General features: G+C 59.3%; 22 protein-coding genes and 1 tRNA gene. 3 read left to right on the top strand and 20 right to left on the bottom strand.

Annotated elements, in window-relative coordinates; translation table 11 throughout:
• Positions 1 to 8: 8 nt before the first annotated feature.
• From ACSH0F_RS03085 to ACSH0F_RS03055, 7 genes are all read right to left on the bottom strand, one after another.
• Complete coding sequence (locus tag ACSH0F_RS03085) at positions 9 to 923, bottom strand: alpha/beta hydrolase (RefSeq protein WP_435199785.1); 915 nt, start codon at positions 921 to 923, stop codon at positions 9 to 11.
• 5 nt (positions 924 to 928) lie between these two features.
• A complete protein-coding gene (locus tag ACSH0F_RS03080) occupies positions 929 to 2,032 on the bottom strand; it encodes a phosphatase domain-containing protein (protein WP_435199783.1) in 1,104 nt (367 codons plus the stop codon).
• A 65-nt stretch (positions 2,033 to 2,097) separates the two neighbouring features.
• Positions 2,098 to 4,107 (bottom strand): PAS domain-containing protein, encoded by a 2,010-nt coding sequence (locus tag ACSH0F_RS03075; protein WP_435199781.1) that lies wholly within the window; start codon positions 4,105 to 4,107, stop codon positions 2,098 to 2,100.
• Positions 4,108 to 4,222: 115 nt separating this feature from the next.
• Complete coding sequence (locus ACSH0F_RS03070) at positions 4,223 to 4,687, bottom strand: DUF2141 domain-containing protein (protein WP_435199779.1); 465 nt, start codon at positions 4,685 to 4,687, stop codon at positions 4,223 to 4,225.
• Positions 4,684 to 5,400 (bottom strand): sterol desaturase family protein, encoded by a 717-nt coding sequence (locus ACSH0F_RS03065; RefSeq protein ID WP_435199777.1) that lies wholly within the window; start codon positions 5,398 to 5,400, stop codon positions 4,684 to 4,686. The genes ACSH0F_RS03070 and ACSH0F_RS03065 overlap by 4 nt, the downstream gene beginning before the upstream one ends.
• A 49-nt stretch (positions 5,401 to 5,449) precedes the next feature.
• Positions 5,450 to 5,932 carry an MmcB family DNA repair protein gene (locus ACSH0F_RS03060; RefSeq protein WP_305931309.1) on the bottom strand — a complete coding sequence of 161 codons (483 nt, stop codon included), beginning with the start codon at positions 5,930 to 5,932 and terminating at the stop codon, positions 5,450 to 5,452.
• 66 nt (positions 5,933 to 5,998) lie between these two features.
• A complete protein-coding gene (locus ACSH0F_RS03055) occupies positions 5,999 to 6,397 on the bottom strand; it encodes a hypothetical protein (protein WP_435199775.1) in 399 nt (132 codons plus the stop codon).
• A gap of 136 nt (positions 6,398 to 6,533) precedes the next feature.
• Here ACSH0F_RS03055 and ACSH0F_RS03050 point away from each other — a divergent pair.
• A tRNA-Arg gene (locus ACSH0F_RS03050) sits at positions 6,534 to 6,610 on the top strand.
• A 127-nt stretch (positions 6,611 to 6,737) separates the two neighbouring features.
• On the opposite strand, the gene ACSH0F_RS03045 is transcribed toward ACSH0F_RS03050, so the two are convergent.
• The 3 genes from ACSH0F_RS03045 to ACSH0F_RS03035 form a co-directional block, all read right to left on the bottom strand.
• Positions 6,738 to 7,115 (bottom strand): hypothetical protein, encoded by a 378-nt coding sequence (locus tag ACSH0F_RS03045; RefSeq protein WP_435199773.1) that lies wholly within the window; start codon positions 7,113 to 7,115, stop codon positions 6,738 to 6,740.
• Between the two features lie 19 nt (positions 7,116 to 7,134).
• The gene (locus ACSH0F_RS03040; RefSeq protein WP_435199771.1) at positions 7,135 to 7,935 is read right to left on the bottom strand and encodes a hypothetical protein; all 801 of its coding nucleotides are present in this window, start codon (positions 7,933 to 7,935) and stop codon (positions 7,135 to 7,137) included.
• 180 nt (positions 7,936 to 8,115) lie between these two features.
• Positions 8,116 to 8,496, bottom strand: coding sequence for a hypothetical protein (locus ACSH0F_RS03035; RefSeq protein ID WP_435200573.1), 381 nt, complete (start codon positions 8,494 to 8,496; stop codon positions 8,116 to 8,118).
• Here ACSH0F_RS03035 and ACSH0F_RS03030 point away from each other — a divergent pair.
• Positions 8,461 to 8,712, top strand: a complete 252-nt coding sequence (locus ACSH0F_RS03030) for a thermonuclease family protein (protein WP_435200543.1) — start codon at positions 8,461 to 8,463, stop codon at positions 8,710 to 8,712. The genes ACSH0F_RS03035 and ACSH0F_RS03030 overlap by 36 nt on opposite strands.
• Before the next feature lie 217 nt (positions 8,713 to 8,929).
• Here the strand turns inward: ACSH0F_RS03030 and ACSH0F_RS03025 are convergent, their stop codons facing one another.
• The 3 genes from ACSH0F_RS03025 to ACSH0F_RS03015 form a co-directional block, all read right to left on the bottom strand.
• A complete protein-coding gene (locus ACSH0F_RS03025; protein WP_435200541.1) occupies positions 8,930 to 9,163 on the bottom strand; it encodes an HGGxSTG domain-containing protein in 234 nt (77 codons plus the stop codon).
• Positions 9,164 to 9,209: 46 nt separating this feature from the next.
• Positions 9,210 to 10,058 carry a restriction endonuclease gene (locus ACSH0F_RS03020; protein WP_435199769.1) on the bottom strand — a complete coding sequence of 283 codons (849 nt, stop codon included), beginning with the start codon at positions 10,056 to 10,058 and terminating at the stop codon, positions 9,210 to 9,212.
• A gap of 91 nt (positions 10,059 to 10,149) precedes the next feature.
• Positions 10,150 to 10,725: a hypothetical protein gene (locus ACSH0F_RS03015; protein ID WP_435199767.1), complete on the bottom strand. Its 576-nt coding sequence runs from the start codon at positions 10,723 to 10,725 to the stop codon at positions 10,150 to 10,152.
• 205 nt (positions 10,726 to 10,930) lie between these two features.
• On the opposite strand from ACSH0F_RS03015, the gene ACSH0F_RS03010 reads away from it, so the two are divergent.
• Positions 10,931 to 11,188, top strand: coding sequence for a hypothetical protein (locus ACSH0F_RS03010; protein WP_435199765.1), 258 nt, complete (start codon positions 10,931 to 10,933; stop codon positions 11,186 to 11,188).
• A gap of 17 nt (positions 11,189 to 11,205) precedes the next feature.
• Here ACSH0F_RS03010 and ACSH0F_RS03005 read toward each other — a convergent pair whose 3' ends face one another.
• The 7 genes from ACSH0F_RS03005 to ACSH0F_RS02975 all read right to left on the bottom strand — a co-directional run bounded on the left by ACSH0F_RS03005 (position 11,206) and on the right by ACSH0F_RS02975 (position 15,756).
• The gene (locus ACSH0F_RS03005) at positions 11,206 to 12,048 is read right to left on the bottom strand and encodes a hypothetical protein (protein ID WP_435199763.1); all 843 of its coding nucleotides are present in this window, start codon (positions 12,046 to 12,048) and stop codon (positions 11,206 to 11,208) included.
• Between the two features lie 11 nt (positions 12,049 to 12,059).
• Positions 12,060 to 12,350 carry a hypothetical protein gene (locus tag ACSH0F_RS03000; RefSeq protein ID WP_435199761.1) on the bottom strand — a complete coding sequence of 97 codons (291 nt, stop codon included), beginning with the start codon at positions 12,348 to 12,350 and terminating at the stop codon, positions 12,060 to 12,062.
• The gene (locus ACSH0F_RS02995) at positions 12,347 to 12,550 is read right to left on the bottom strand and encodes a hypothetical protein (RefSeq protein ID WP_435199759.1); all 204 of its coding nucleotides are present in this window, start codon (positions 12,548 to 12,550) and stop codon (positions 12,347 to 12,349) included. The genes ACSH0F_RS03000 and ACSH0F_RS02995 overlap by 4 nt, the downstream gene beginning before the upstream one ends.
• A gap of 187 nt (positions 12,551 to 12,737) precedes the next feature.
• Positions 12,738 to 12,920 carry a helix-turn-helix domain-containing protein gene (locus ACSH0F_RS02990; protein WP_435199757.1) on the bottom strand — a complete coding sequence of 61 codons (183 nt, stop codon included), beginning with the start codon at positions 12,918 to 12,920 and terminating at the stop codon, positions 12,738 to 12,740.
• Positions 12,921 to 13,073: 153 nt separating this feature from the next.
• Positions 13,074 to 13,886, bottom strand: a complete 813-nt coding sequence (locus tag ACSH0F_RS02985) for a MerR family transcriptional regulator (RefSeq protein ID WP_435199755.1) — start codon at positions 13,884 to 13,886, stop codon at positions 13,074 to 13,076.
• A 75-nt stretch (positions 13,887 to 13,961) separates the two neighbouring features.
• The gene (locus tag ACSH0F_RS02980; protein ID WP_435199753.1) at positions 13,962 to 14,519 is read right to left on the bottom strand and encodes a hypothetical protein; all 558 of its coding nucleotides are present in this window, start codon (positions 14,517 to 14,519) and stop codon (positions 13,962 to 13,964) included.
• A 76-nt stretch (positions 14,520 to 14,595) separates the two neighbouring features.
• Positions 14,596 to 15,756: a tyrosine-type recombinase/integrase gene (locus ACSH0F_RS02975; RefSeq protein ID WP_435199751.1), complete on the bottom strand. Its 1,161-nt coding sequence runs from the start codon at positions 15,754 to 15,756 to the stop codon at positions 14,596 to 14,598.
• Between the last annotated feature and the right edge of the window lie 188 nt (positions 15,757 to 15,944).

Below are 15,944 nucleotides of genomic sequence, written 5' to 3'. Positions count from 1 at the left end.
ATGCCGTGCTAAGGCCTCGCGGCCTGAACCGGAACTGAAACGTCGGTGGTCCGGCGCAGGAATTGCGTCACGCGGTCGAACACTTGCGGGTCGCGACGCCACGGATTGGTGAGAGCGAGCAGCGGCGCGTTGTGCGAGGCATCGGACAGGTACAGTGTGTCGACTTGCGATCCAGCCTCGTCCAGACCGCGCGCCAGTGCCTGCGAATTGCGGATCTTTACGACCGTGTCGGCTTCGCCATGGACCAGCAGCATGGGAGGCGCGGCGGCGAGGGGCTGATTGACCGGCTGGCTTTCCGGCCCGGCCCCGACGCTATCGAACGCCGCCTTGCTGCGATCGGTGTCGAAGGGATAAAAGTCGTAAGGCCCGGAGAGACCCACCACGCCCCTGATCGCCCCACCCGACACTCCGGCATTGTCGAGCCATTGCTTATCCAGCGCGACCTGCACCGCATTATAGGCGCCGGCGGAATGACCCGACAGGACGATATGGTCGGGATCGCCGCCGAGTTGAGCGATATTGGCACGCGTCCATGCGATGACGGACGCCGTGTCCTGCAGCATCGCGGGATAGCGGCCCGCTTCGTTCATGCGATAGCCGCCGAGCACCACGACAAAGCCTTCCGGCGCGATGTTGCGCGCGATAAAGCCGTAATCGTCCGGGTCGCCATGCGCCCATGCACCGCCGTGATAGAAGATGAACACGGGGAGCGGGCCCGCCGCCGTTTCGTCGCGATAAACGCGCAGCTTCTGTTCGGGATTGTCACCATAGCGCGCAGTTTCGACCAGTTCGACATCGTTCGATGGGCCGGCGATCCGGTCGACCGTGTCGAGGACGGCAGGCCAGTTCGCTCGCACTGCTAACCACAGGCCGATCCCCAGCAGCACGAGTATGCCGACCAGCACCGCGAGTATCTTCAGCATGCGTTTCACTTCGCTTTCGGGTCCGTTTCCTCGATCGTATCGACGATCGCGCGCGTTTCTTGGTCGCCGAGCAGGCCGATCGAGGCGAGAAACTCGTGCCCTGTCTCATAACTGTCGCCCAGCCACAGCGGGATTTTGGCCGCTTCGATAGCGGCCTTGGCGGCAGTTTCCTCGGGGCTCATCGATTCGCCGACCTTGCGGATGAAGATTGCCCGGATGCGTCCGGGATTATCGACGGCGATGGCGCCGAATGCAGTCAGATCGCCCTGGCTGTCGTCGCCGATCATGGCGAATTTGAGATCGGGATAGGTCGCCAAGATGCCCTCGATAGCGGCGCGTTTATGCGCTCCGTGGCTGCCCGATCCGAAAGTGTCGCGATTGAGGCCCCAGTCGCGCAGCATGATGGGGCCCAGCGGCAGCCCGCGGCTTCGGATGTAGGTGACGAGGTAGCTGAAGAGGTTCCACGGGCTCGAGGAAACGTAGAAGAACGGCCGGTCGCTTGCTCTCAGATGCTCGCCCGCGTGACCCTGCCCTTCGGAAAGGGGCTCACCACCGCCGAGCGCGTTGTAGAAAACATCCGCACCCGGCACGAGAATGCGTTCTTCCGGCATTTGCAACAGCACCCGACGCCAGTTGCGCAGCACCGCGCGAAAATCGCCGGTAATGCCGGTTTCGATGATCGTATCGTCGATGTCGGAAATGACGCCGAGGCCTGTATTTCGCCCGACGGCAAGCACATGTCCGTCCACGCAATGTTCGCCCTCGCCATTGCTCCAGTGGAAGACCACCGTTTCCCACTCCGGCGTTTCGGCCAGCGGCCAGTCGCCGTCGAGCGGTATGTCGAAGCGCACGAAGCCTTCCTTGTCGGTCAGGCCCTGATGCCGCCGGCTCTCGCCGGAGGGACAGACGATCTCCAGCTGGACCGGCAGTTCGGGCACCTCGTGGCTGGCGAATTGCGCCAGCATGGTTTTCGCGGCGCGCCATTTGCTGCGCTTCTCGAAGGCGCCCACACGCGATCGCAGAGCGCGGCCCGTGATGAGAAGGCGGGTCTCGTTGCGATAGCCGAAATAGGGCTGGATACGAACCTGAGCGGTCGGGAGGAAGGGCATCGCCGCCGGAGCTAGCGAAGCGCGGGCCCCCTAAGCAACTGCAAACTTGGAAAGCGTAAGCGGCGTCAGGCGAGCAGCTTGCGTGCGGCGCGCTCCAGCGCCGGGATATCCTCCGGCAATTCGCCCAGCACCACCAGTTCGCCTTCCGGCGTGCGGCGAATCATCACCAGCGCGAATTCCGGGCCGTGCTCGTCGAGATCGGCCAGCGCCAGTTCGTCCAGCTTGCGCAGCTTGCGCGCCAGCGCGGGCTTGACCGCATTGTGATCGTCGACCTGCTTGCCCTGCTCTTCCTTGCGCGCCCGGCGTTCGGCCTGGACGACGCCCTTGAGCCCGCCCTCGGCTTCGTGGAGGAAGGTTGCCAGCGCGCCGCGCTCGACGTTGAGGCGATGGGCGTGCGACAGGACGGCGGCATATTCGGTAAGGCGCGTCTTGTCGTAATCCGCGCCGAAGACCAGCTTGACCACCGGCGTCATTGGCGCCCGGTCCTGAACGGTCAGGCCGTTGTCCGACAGCAGGTCTTCGAAGCCGTCGGGATCGTCCTGCGATTCGAGGCTGAAGTCGTATGCCAGAGCGACCGCGGCATAGAGCGCCTTGCGGCTGCGATCCTCGGTATTCTGTGCAGCCTGCGCCTGCTCGCGCGCGGCTGCGAGGCAATCGTAGAGGCCTTCCGGCGCATCTTCGGGATCGACCACGACGGCCGGCTGGTAGTCCGGTTCGCTTGGGACGGAGTCGGCTTCAGGCTCCGCCTCGACCGCCGTTTCCTGTTCGGGTTCCGGCACGATTTCGGCGACCGGTTCGGGTTCTGTTGTTTCTTCGGGCGCGAATTCCGGCTCTAGGTCTGCGACCGCCTCGTCAGCGCCATCCCAATCCGACCAATTGGAGGCGGCATCTGGCTCGGCTTCGTCTTCCACCGGCGGCGTATAGGCCTCGGGCATGGCAAAAGCCGTTTCGCGCTCTTCGCTTTCGTAGGCTTGGGGCATGGTCGGCGCGGCTTCGCTGGTCGATAGATCGACGGCTTTCTTCCTCCGCTCCCCGCGGCTGACGAGCGACATCAGGCTGCTCGAGGCTTCCTCGTCGTCGAGCGGATCGACCAGGTCGTCTACATCGTCGGCTTCGGGATCTTCGTCCCAATCGGGCAGGCCGTAGTCGGCCGCCGTCTTTATGCTGTCGAAATCGTCGAACCCGCCGTCATCGTCGACATAGTCGGTGTCGTCCTGGCCTGGATGCGCGCCGATCGGATTGCCGAGCGCGTCGATCCGGCTCGAGCCGATGTCCTGATCGCCCGGGGCGCTTGTTCCGAAGGCGGGCAGCGGCAGTGTGTCATCGCTTTCTTCCACGACCATCTCCGCGCTGCCGAGGTCGAGAATGTCGTCGCTCACGTCCTCGCTCTCAACAGCTTCTTCAGCACCATCGGCGGCTGTCAGGGTCTCGGCGGTTTCGAGCGTATCCGGCTCGGCGGCGCTGGCCGCTTCTTCCTCGTGTTCGCCCAGCGACTGGCCGATTTCGAGCAGCAGCTCGTCCGCCGTGGACTGGTCGGCCATCTCTTTCCAGTTGATGACGCCGTAGATGAAATCGATCGTCTCGTTGTCGCTCGAGTAGGGCAGCAGGATCCCGCGATAGAGCACGGTCGATCCGCGATCGTTGACGAATTCGGCCTCGAAGCCGATCGGCGCCTGGTTGGCGAGGATCTGCATGTAGTGGTCGGTGATGCGGCTGAGCACAGAGCGGCTTGGCACGTCAGACAAGCGGATGATCAGCTCGTCATGGCCGCATTCCTCGGCCAGGTCCGCGCCGACATATTGTACGGCCGGATCCTCGATCCCGTCCGTGAAGTCGAGCAGGACGGAATAGGGGCCGAAGTCGTCGAGCCGGTCGGGCTCGAGATCCTCGATGTCGGGGTAGTTGCGATCGCCGAGCAGGCTGGCCCAGTGATTGTAGGCGCGCACCTGCATGCGCCGCTCGTCCTGGCCGACGGGAGACGGCGGCGGCTGGATACCGGCATCGTCCTCGTCGACGTAGTCGTCGACCGGATCGTCCGATTCATGCGCGCCGAAATAGCCGCCTAGCCTGTCCATCGTTTCCTACGCCCCCGAAGAGTTGTGCTCGTTCACGGGGAGGTATGAAGGGTGCGTGGTAAACATATGGTTAAATACGTTTACCAACCTTTGCCGCGCGAGCGGCGTCGCACGGCTAAAGCATGTAGCGCATGCGGATGGTCAGTCTCTCGTTCGCGGCACCGACCGGGAACACCGCATCCTCGAAGCTGGGCGGTCCCATGCGGACCTTCGCATCGCGCGAGAAACCGAAGCCTTCTTTTGGCATCATGCCGAGCGCGCGATCGGCCTTGCCGTTGCCGTTCTCGTCATGCAGAAGCGCGATGGCATAGCGGCCCGGTTTCACGTCGGAGAAGGTGAAAGTGACGGTCCCCTCACGCGCATCGGCCGTGGTGGCATAGGCACCCGGGACGCCGCGGCATTTGGGGAACTTGGTCTCGTCCTTCGTCATGCAGGCTCGCACCACGCCCTCGGCATTGCGAAGGTCGGTGACGGTCACCGTGACCTTGGCCTGATCGATATGCGGCGATGTGCCGGCCAGCGCCAGTCCGAAGGGAAGCGCCAGCAGGGCGACGGCTCTGGTTTTGTGTGCCCGCATCATATGCGTGCGCTCAGGCCGCGGTCGGTTCCGCACAGCCGGTCCCAGAAGCGAAAGTAGAGGCCGTAGTTGCATTTGTATTCTTCGTGGTGACGCTGGTGATGGCTGGCGGTTATCAGCCACCCGCCTAACCGTGAATGAACCAGCCGGCGGGGAAACATCTCCCAGCCCATGTGATTGGTGACGCCCATCACCGTCATCACCAGCAGGACGACACCCAGCATGGCGACATGGATCGGGATCACGAAGACGAGCAGGGGGATGACGATCGCCCCGGTCAACGCTTCCCATGGATGGAAGCTCATCGCCGCCCAGGCCGTCGGCGGGCGGCTGGCATGGTGGACGGCATGAGCGATGCGGAACAGGCGCGGCTCGTGCATCCAGCGATGGATCCAGTAGAACCAGGTATCGTGCGCGAACAGGTAAAGCAGCGGAGCGAGGGCGAGATACCAGAGCGGATACTCGTTCCAGCCAGTGTAGATCTGCGTCCAGCCGCGCTCCTGCCAGCCCCACGCGACTATCCCTGCCGGAATCCCGTAAATCGCCGCCGAGGCAAGCGACCACCCGATCTCTCGCTTAATCTGCGGGCCGAGCTTGGCATGATAGCCCGGTTTCACGCGCCCGGTAATGGCCGCGAAGAGCCCGCTTGTGGCGGCATAGCGCGCAGCGACGATCAGCGTCATCGAAACGGCGGAAAGGATGATGGCGGTCCACATGGCTTAGTCGGACCATGCCCTAACCCGAAGCCGGTTAACAGGTCCTGTGTCAGTCCCCGCCGCCCCAGGGCGCGCAGTGTGGATCATAGGCAACGGTCGTGCGCCGCATGGCGGCACGCGCCAGCCGCTCGACCTCGACCTTGCGGCGCGCCGCGGCGAGCGGGCGGAGCGGCGCGGGGCGCAGAATCTCGCCGTCGTAGCCATCGGCCACGATGATGCCGCAGCAATCCGGCTGATAGTCCAGACCTTCCAGCGGTGCGCGATCGAGCCCCGGCGGCACGCCCCAATAAAAGCGGTCGCAATGGTCGAGATAGTCGGGCCATTTGCCGTCACCCAGCAGGTCGCCGCGCTGGACCTTGATCTCGACGATGATCACCTGGCCCTTGGGATCGATGCCCATCAGGTCCGCCCGCCGCCCGTTGCGCAGCGGCATCTCGGGAATGCACCAGATGTCGTTGCGCGCGAAAAGCCGCGCGATCCCGCGCGCCACGCTGGCGGCCGTATCTGTTTGGGCGAGAGCCGGTTCGGTCATCTCCTCCAATTGGAACAGAGCGCGAACGCAGTCAAGCGTCGCGACCGGTAATTCAATTTGCAGAGGCTATTCGACCGGGACCAAGCCCAGAATGGCCGTGCGCGCCATATGGAATTCGCGCCACAATGTGAGCGCGGCGGCAGTCGTATCTTGCCCGCCGGCCGTCAGCGACAGCAGCGCGCGCAGGCCCGGTTGCATGACGGCGGCCAGATCGTCGATTCCGCGGGCGACCATCTCGTACTGCCAACCGCCCTTTTCTGCCGCGCGAAGCGGAAGCGAAACGATGTCCTCGGTCAGTGTCTCGCGCCCCAGCTGCGCCAGCTTTCCGACCGCTGCGGCAGCTTCGTGCACCGCCTCCCAGCGGGCAGCGAGCTCCTCGACCTCGGGCACGGCGCGCGGACCCGGATCGGCCGGCGGCAGCATGGTGGCTTCACTCAGATCGAATTCGTGGGAGATCGCGCTCATGTTGCAAGAATTACGCCCCGCTCCTTGCCAAATGGCTAACGCGGCGCGCCGATCCCCGGGAATGCGATTTGTACTGGCGAGCCCCTGCCCGCTTTGCTAAGCGGCCCGCTCGCCGACGGGCTTACCGGCCCCGCAAGCACCCGTAGCTCAGCTGGATAGAGCGCTGCCCTCCGAAGGCAGAGGCCACAGGTTCGAATCCTGTCGGGTGCGCCACTTTTTCAATGACTTAGCATCATGCCCAGTGGCGAGTATGCAACTAGTATGAAAAAGGCAGGTAGCCCTCTCTTGGTTTGACAAGACAGCCGCAGCCTAAATTCGGGCTTCCAATTTCATGCGAGATTCAGTCGGAAAGCCTGAGCATCTTGCGCGTATCTTCACTCAACTCACTAGCGTTCGTGATGCAAATCTTGCGATCCGCATTGATCGCTCTGATGCCGCTGACCAGCTCGACCTTTAGATCTGCTGAGATGGCGCTAATGCCAGTTACAAACTCCACTTCAATGTTGGGAGCGTTGCTGCAGACACCTACCACTTCCCACTTTTCGTCGACAGTTATCGCGGAGATCCCGGACACAACCTCGACCTCTAAGTCGGCGCCAATCGCAGTAATTCCGCTCACCGCTTTAACCGCAAAATCGACCCTTTGCGCTGACGCCACGGTGGGCCAAGCCGTCGCTGTGGCGAGCAAGATGGTATAAACTAGGGTGCGAGTGGCCATATGACCCCCTCCGATAAATCTAACTTACAGTTTGCGGCTTGAAGCCCCGATAGATCCAGCGGATTGTCAGTCCAACTACGAGCATAAATAGCCCGGGAATGAGAGCGAAAAGCAATGCCTCGATAAAGACGTCGGTAGGCTCTCTCTCGCAGCTCACCGAGTAATATTGTCCAAAGCTCTCCATCCTCACGGTCGAGATTAGGCAACTGCTGGTAGAGCGCTCTTCATGCAGGGATTGCTCAAAGAGTGCGTCCCAGAACTCCTGGCCTTGAAGCGATTGGACGTACTCGTTCGGTTCTAATGTGGTGTAAATCCGAGAGCGGTCATCATAAGCAATGGCGAACATAGGGATGCCGAGAACAATCGATAGGACGATCCACAACCTTCTCCAACCACTCATCGGCTTACTCTTCTCTTTCCGCAGCCTCTTTGCCTCCTCGCGCCTCTGCTGCTCCTTCTGCACTCTCTCAGACTCCAGCTTCGCGCGCCTCTCTCTCGCTGCGGCTCGTTGTTCTGGGGATCGCATAAGCCATTCAAGAAAATCAGAGAGGCCGGTAGCTAAGCCAGCCAAGATACCGGGGCCGATGAAAAGCAACCACCAGACCCGATCAAGCTTGAACAGTTTGTGCGGCGCGCCATCCAATCGTATAAATTGCCAAAACGGCTCACCGGCGAAGTCGTGACCCCAGATCATCGGCCACAAACTCTTGGCCAAAGAAACTAGGCCGAGACTTACCGACAGCATACCTGCCAGAAAAATTGCCGAAACAGCTGCCCCGCCAAACGCGCGCAGCCTCCTTGATTGTGTCTCTTCGTGCAATTCTATCTCGCCCCCCAAAAGCGCGTATGGAATCGTAGCACCTCCCAAGAACGCCGCAATACAATTGAATAGCGCTTCTACAAGCGCGTTTCCACGCGACTAATGTCCTGAGATATAGAAATACCGTTATCTAGGCTACTTCCAAGACTACATCCATCGTATAAAATCGATGGGACCAACCTAAAGTTGCAGATGCTCTGTGACGGCATGCCCAGTGCTTTCTCTCAAGCGATAAATCGAACAATGGCGCGAATCCTCAAATTCAGGAAGAAACGGGCTGGTTTGGTTCGCCGCCATTTTCCCCAAGCCTATACCGAAACGAAGTCTCGCCGATCTCGGCAGAAGTGGCGATGGGGATACTCGCAGTCGATGATCGCGACCATGGGAGTCGCGCTTGGCGGCCTTGCTGGCCTTTATGCGTTCAGCGATACTCGTACGCTGACCACTGGGGGAGATCGCTTCTCCTGCTCGAATGTCCGAGTCATCGACGGCGATACTTTTGATTGCGGTGGGATACGCATCAGAATGCAGGGAATAGATGCCCCAGAGATGCCTGGCCATTGTCGCCCAGGTCGCAATTGCACTGCCGGCGATCCTTGGGCTAGCACGGCTAATCTTAGGCGATTGACCACCTCTGGCCCTGTTACCTGTCGCAAGACCGATATTGATCGATACGGGCGCACGGTTGCACGATGCTACGCGGCAGACGTTGATCTCTCCTGCGAGCAGGTCGAGGACGGGTTCGCCGTAAGGCGCTATTCCATGATCTGGTGCTAATCGCTGGAGCGTTTGATCTTTGGTAAGCAATTGGGTTCTAGGCAGTATCCGTGGCTGCCGAAGCAAAGCAGACCCTCAGTCAAGCGAAGGGGGGTGAGCCTGCCGGAATGTAGGCTATTTCGGCAGCCACACGACCTTTGGATTTGCTAATCTGAAGTGCCGATCCCGGCAGAGTTTCGTTTATAAGCAGAGAACGTCAGCGTAAGCGCTGACCTCGTTACGACGGCATCGAATCTATCGAAAGCTGCTCAATTAACTTTGCCATAACTGAGGCTTCTGCTGATCGGGCGCCATGCTTCCAGGCATTCTTATTGCCCTTCGGAGCGCCCGGATTTGTCCCGCCGTGCATTCGGCAACGCTTCTTGCCATTCACCGCAGGCGATTGGCACTCCGTGCCCTTCCGTGTTTGAGCTAAACAGCGAGGCGCGCTTGCCAGCCGCTTCGGTTGCATGGGATTGTTTGTTGGTTTCGGCATTTGCGCCCCTCCCGAAGGCGTTCTACTTTTTGAAGACCTTATCGTACAACGCTGGCAGATCGTGATGAGAGAGCAGTATCACATCGGTGGATGCAGCGAGTTCCTGCGCGCTTGGCGTAAATCTAGAATTGGAAATTACCGCGACCTTTTCCACGCGGTGATAAGAGCGGCCTGCGAACGCCTCTTGGACTGCCTTATTTCCGACAGGTCCGGAATAGAGCTTGCACTGCAAGCCGACGGTTCGGCCACTACGACTTGCGATCACATCTATTCCTTGGTCGCCGGACCCTGACGTGACGCTTGCACTCCACCCGAAGCTTTTGAGGGCTGACGCCACCCAGTGCTCGAATTCATGGCCATCTGTGGGGATAGAGGACACATCAAATCCGCTTTCGATATGGTGTTCTTGAAGCGAAGACAGTTCACAATCGATAATCGAAACAGCCTCATCTATCGGTACAAGGTGCTCGCTGATCCCTGTGCTGTCTAGGAACTCTAAGATGGCTCCATGGCGATTGTCGCTAACAACTGCGCCGTAATCATTTCTCACTACGGCTCTATGTAAATTTTTGGAAAGCGCACCGTGGTGCTCTCGTATTGAGGCGCGCAATCTTTCTCTCTCATTGGCTCGGTTGGTAAGAACTCTTTGCGCCCTGTCTTCATCGAACTGCGCCTTCCGCTCTTTTGCCAGTCGGTCTTTCTCTTTCTTCCACTTTGCCCAAATCCAAACCCCTACTATCAGGGGGCTCCCAAAAATAAGGCCTACGGCGAGCGCAAGTACAGAGATCGCGAGACCCGAAGGCGTGGCACCGTCGAGACTCAGCGCCACTATGATCAGTAATACCACTCCGATCAGCGATAGCGCTGCCATGTAGGCTAGGACTTTGAGAACATTCCTAGCCGTCAAATTTGCTACCCACATTCTCAGCCCCCCCAAAAAACAGTTCGATCGGCATTTCTGGCTAACCTGCATCCCGGCCTATCAATGAGGCCCCTTCGATGGCGGCCCCACTTGCAAAGGTCTTTCCGTCAAGAATTGCACGGCCTCCTTCGTCGTTAACATTGTAAAAATGCTCTGCAACCACGGCTTGCCCGCCTTCATTGACGTGCACGCGTCGCACAGTCTGCTCGCGCGGCTGGTGCAGTTTGGCCAATGCTTCCAGAGTGGTTCTACAATTCGTTTGCGCGCGGAGTGCTAAACGCCCGTATCGCTCGGACGCGTCCATGTATTCGCCCATATTGAGTGCGGCTCTGCGGGCTAGCTCCGCGAACATGCTGTCGAGAGCAATAGCTTGGGAAGCAAGGATGCGGCTGGCCATCGCTAATTCGCCTTCCGCAGCTTCATTTGCAACCAGTTGCACGTGCAAAGCATAGTCGCTGATCCCCGGCGCTTCGATCTTGTCTCCGATCATGCGTCCGGTAAAACCCGCCGCCGCCGCCGCATTCTTAAATGTGGGTTCGAGCAATTTGCGAGCGACCGCTTGCGCCCCGGTTTCATCGGCCGATTGCTCGACGTGGAGTGCGTTGTCGGGCTGCATCGGGTCGGTTGCCTTTGCTCTTGGTTTCCTTGCCACAACTCAATTCCTTTCTCACGATTGACCTACTTCACGGGACGGGCAGATGGCCTTTGCAGTTCGCGCCTAAGCGGCTAAGTCTTTGGCGAAGGGGATTTTGATGAGGATACGACTTACGTTAGCCGCCCTTGGCCTCGCGGTTGGGGGTTGCGTCTCGACAACCGACCCAATGCTCGAAGCGCCGACGCAAGTGGTCTATTCTGAGCGCAACCCTGATGACATCGATTACTGCCTCGCAAACGCCTATGCAGCAGTTCACCAAGTCACCCGACAAAAGCGCGAGGATGGATCGACACGTCTTGTCTTCCGCAACGCCGCGACTGGATGGGTTCGCTTTGCCGTGCGCATTTGGCCCAACGATCAAGGTAGCAGAGTAGAGTTCTGGAAAGGCCAAGACGGTATCAGTTGGGTTGAAGGCTGCCTTTAAAGTTCCGGATCTAAGCCTCATAAATCTGCATCCCCATCTGCGCGTCCGAAGGGGACAAAACTGGACGCCTCGTACCTCGCTTTTCGATTGATGTTTTGCGAGGCACTGCATCGCTTGCCGATCACAAGCCCGCCTGCCTCCAGCCGCTCCAGGCCCAGCTTTGACCCCGCCTCGCGATCTGCTCCTTTGCTCAGATAAGACAGCGCCGCCGTTACGTTCACGGCGTGCAGTTCCGGGTTTCCGTGCTCCAGTCCCAACCGTCCTCCAATGGGCTTGCTGTGGATCACGCGCGAACGATACGGCCTGCCGGTGATCTTATGCAGCCAGCGCCGTTGATGCGCCGTTAGTGTTGCCACGAGGTCCGCTGGTACGTGGCTAAGCATGTGGCAGTGCCCTCCCTTCTTTTCGCCATTCTCCATTACCCAGAGCCAAGCCGAGCGTCTGCCGTGTCGCGCCAGCAGTTTGCCTAGCAGGTCGGTAAATCGCCCCGTCGCTTTCACCATGCCCTCCAAGGGCACTCCAGCGGCCTCCCAGTGGATTGTAATCATCCGAGTAAACGGGAGGCCGATCTGGGCAGCATGGCGCTTTGCAGCCCTCAGATTGGCGATCTGGGCGGCTGTCAGTGCATGACTCTCACGGCTGGCACAGTTGCGCGCTCCGCCGCGTCCGCTGCCCTGAGGCAAATCGGCTGGCACACCTAGAGTTAGACTATCTAATGCAGGTAACGTGCCAGTTGCGCTGCAAGCCCGTTTTCTGCCGTCTTCTATCGGTGGCCGCACCCGTGAAACTTCACCGTTTCCGCGTTCCGGTGAAGTTTCAAAGGTGCCGCCATGGCTTTTAGAGAACCGCTTCTCAACCATGGCGGCGCACCTCATTTAGCTACCCAGACAATAGCGAGCTTGCCTGAGCTATTTGGCCTGCGCTGCCCGCTGTCGCGGATCAGCCCCTTCCGTTTCAATTCGCTCGTGCGCGGCTGGATCGAGTAACGGTCCTTCTTCAGCCTCTCGGCGAGTTCGTCGGCTGTAAGGCCGTACCTGCCAGCCTCACGAATAGCCTTCTCTGCCATGCGTTGTAGTGGCCCAAGCTTGGAGGCGAGAGCCTGAGCAGCCGCAATCGACGTTTCCACCCCGCGGTGGCCGGGAGCATCAGGATAGGTGCTCATAACTGATCTCCCTTCGTCAATGGGGGGAGATCGGCTCGCTCCAGCAGCTTGCCCAGCCAATCGGCCTGGGCCTCGCTTAGCGGAGTGGCATCGACCGCTAGTTGGCCGAGAAACTGCCCGGCCTTGCGCGTCAGGCGAACGTCCCCGTTAAGCAGCGCCAGCGCTGCTACTCGATGATTGGGAAAGCGACCGTCAGTCATTTGCCGCCTCCCCAAAGCAATGCAGTTCCACTTGGCGCGCAATCGCTGTGGGCAGACGATAGCGCGTTGCTATGAGTTGCCAGCGCCAGCCCGGAGCGGTAAGGGAATGTTGCGACCTGAGACCAATAGGATCGTGCGAGACCGGGGCGGTACCAGCGCCCCGGTTTTTTCGTGTCCGCTCCATCGCTCAACCCTCCACCTGATAGGTGGGAAGGTTTGCGAGATAGGCCTCTAGGTCTTTCGCCAGTATCAGTGTGCGCTTGCCCGCCTTGCGGGCTGGCAGCCCGTCGCGGAATGCTTGATAAATAGCGGTGCGGGACAGTCCGGATACTTTTACGGCCTCTGGAATACTTAATGCGAACGGAGTCATAACCGCTTCTCCTGCGTCATTACCTTGCCCGAGGTCCGTTGCCGGACCCGAACATTTCGGTTTGTAAGGGCGGTTTGGAAGGGGTATGAGGGTCGTGCGAATGACGTTCCAAGTTTTCGCACGGAGCCTCGCCCCTTGGGTGGGGCTTCGTCTTTAGGGGTCCATTGTTTCACCCCCCCTTCGCGCTCTGTATTCCTCCAAGAATTTTTGCCGCCTCTCTTCGTAGAGGCTCTTTGCTGACACGAGTCGGTCAGACCAAATTCTTGCGATTAGTTTCGAAACAGGGATGTAAAAAGCTGCATCGGGACCATCTCCGCTCTCTAGGACCCAGGCGTTAGTGTCCTCGAATTGGGCAGCACCGTTCTCATCTAGCCAAGCTATCCACCGAGATCCGTAGGTTCCAGTGTGGGTTAGGTGGGCGTGGTCAATTAAGATGCGCGCCCAACTAATCGCGCGGCCTTGCTGAGGGGAAAGCGAGCGGACAAATTCCGCAAGTTCAATCGAGGCTCCGTCCTGACTGTCGCTATTGATCCAGCCCCGAATGACGTCGGCTTCACTTTTGGCTAGTTCGTCGTTTTCTGGATCGCGCGCGGCATCGTAGATCTTGATCTCAGTACCTTTAGAAAAACGGTCTAGGCTGTTAGCCAAACGTGCTGCCGCTCCGAGGGCATCGGAATCAAACTCGCTTTCTCGAATAAGCTTAAGGCCTTCTTGGAGTGCGTCTGAGAAAACCCTCAAGACACCGATGTTCGCCCCGAGCGCTCGCATCGAGTTCATCACGGCAGCCACATGCAACTGCTCAAATTGAAACCGGCGATGAGCACGAGGTGCAGCTGGAAGCGGCTGGAGGATCCCCTGCTTAATCCAAAATGCCAGGACATCATCTGAAACACCAGTGCGGTCACGCACTTGCTGCCGCGAAAAGGTGTCGCGAATCGGGTAGTAATCTTTCTGGCCATCCAACATGGGTCCATTGAACCCAATTGCGCGCCCGGGGTCAATAGGTGCATCGAACCTAATTGCGGAAAACTGACTTTGCCGTCAGTTCTTGACCCCTGCTGCGGGAGATTGCCGCCCAGAAATTGTTTTTACTCCGACATAGAACGGATCGAGGAAGGAACTTACGCCCTTGTCCGCAATCAACTCCCCGATCGCGAGGCAGTCGAAATGAAAACCATTAACTTCGCGACTGCGGTCTAGGGTGGACTCAACAAACCCAGCAGACCAGCGCTTCTCCAGCTCATCGACGGTAATCGTGTTGGAATGACCAGTGCCCAAAATTCGTTCGGTTATGGTGCGTGGTCCTAAACTCTCAGAAGAAGAGGCTTCAACCAAACAGCTGTAATCATTCCGGAGAGCGAAAGCCCGATTGATGTCTAAAACATAGCCAGACCTGATACTTACTGCGCTTCTCTCATCGCTCCCGGTCTCAACGACTGCGCAAATATATAGCCCAATTTCCGATGGCCAGCATCGCGACATTCGGATGAAATGGTCGACCACTTCAACATTGTTCACCGAGCCATCGTTTTCTGCCAGCCAAACGGGGCCGGCGTCGGAAACTGGCCAATCAGCGTTTACTTTCGCCTCGACGGCCATTGGTAACAAAGCGAGGGAAATTGCAGCTAAAGTCGCAAACCATTGTTGAACCATAATTGCCCGCCCCAAATCGCATTTATAGAGATAACGTGGCTAATGCTACCAAAGCTGCCGCACTTGCAAGATGTCCGTAATGGCGCTCAATCATCTCGGCGCTCGTGCCGCTTATCTGCGCTATCGTTAGCAAGGGTAGCCCGGACCTGACGAGGTCGGTGATCGTACTGTGGCGCAGCGTATAGGCCGTCGCATCCTTCGGCAGGTCGGCAGACCTCACGGCTGCTGCAATCGGCTTTTTCCACGTTTCCTTGTCCCACGCCTTACCGTTGGGGCGCATGAATAGCGGAGCGGCTGGCAGTTTGTTTTCGGCCTGCTTGGCAAGAAGCTCCGCCGCTTCGGTCGGCAACTGGATACGGCGCGGCTTCCCGTTCTTGTCCTTCCCGATGGTCAACTCCGATGTGCGCTTGTCGAAGTCGCCAGCTGTAAGCCCTGCCAGAGCTCCTGGCCGCAACGGCAAGAGGCAAAGAGCACGAACGAAAGGCCTCGCTTCTGAGTCTGTCGCCCCAACCAGCTTCCTGCGCTGCTCTCGATCGAGATAGAGGGTGCGCCGTCCGTTCGCATTGGGAATGGCCTTCAAGGCCTCTTGCCAAGCCGCCTCGCTATTCGGAGTGCCCGGGGACATCACCTTCGTCAGTGCTGCCCTTACGGACGCCATATCGCGATTGATGGTGGAGGGCGCCCGAGGGCGAGTCCGTTTTTCCTTGCCCTTGTTTCTGCTGACCAGCGCGGGCTTGTCCTCCAAACGCTTGCGCCAATCGGCAAGATGACGGCGCCGCAGTTTCTCAAGCTTAACCTTGCCGATCGGATCGTCGTAAACATAGCGTTTGAAACGGGACTCGGCTTCTGGGCGGCCTTCAGCGTAGCTGCGGCAAGCGCCCGCGACCGTTTCCACCTTGGCCCGGATCTCCCCGCCCGCCTCTACCAGCTCCGCCAGCGCCTCCGCCTCCTTCTTTGCCGCAGCAAAACGTGCGTTTCCGGGCAACTCGCCAAAGTCGCCTAGAGATTTTGGCCGATAGCTTCGGGTGTCCTCATCATAGATCCGCGCAATCCAAGTTCCCGGCCCGCCGCGCTTGGAAGGGCGATAACCCAGAAAACAACCGGCCCTGAGGCGCTGCCAATGTGGCTCGCGCCGCACCTTCAGCTTTTCACGCTCTCCAACTTTGCTGAGATCCAATGCCACTGCGAGCTACCTTTTCCGCACGTATGAAATGAGTACGGAAAATAATGCCGGATAGAACGGGACCACACAAGACTGAGATGCGCCGTTTTTCAGTGCTTTCAGTGTTCTGCATTGTCCAGCTGCATCGCCTTTCTCTGCACTCCGAAGGCAGAGGTCACAGGTTCGAATCCTGTCGGGTGCGCCATATT

The sequence above is a fragment of the Qipengyuania sp. 902 genome, from assembly GCF_051195295.1.
Lineage (GTDB): Bacteria > Pseudomonadota > Alphaproteobacteria > Sphingomonadales > Sphingomonadaceae > Qipengyuania.
This window is presented reverse-complemented; position numbering and strand designations above follow the sequence as displayed.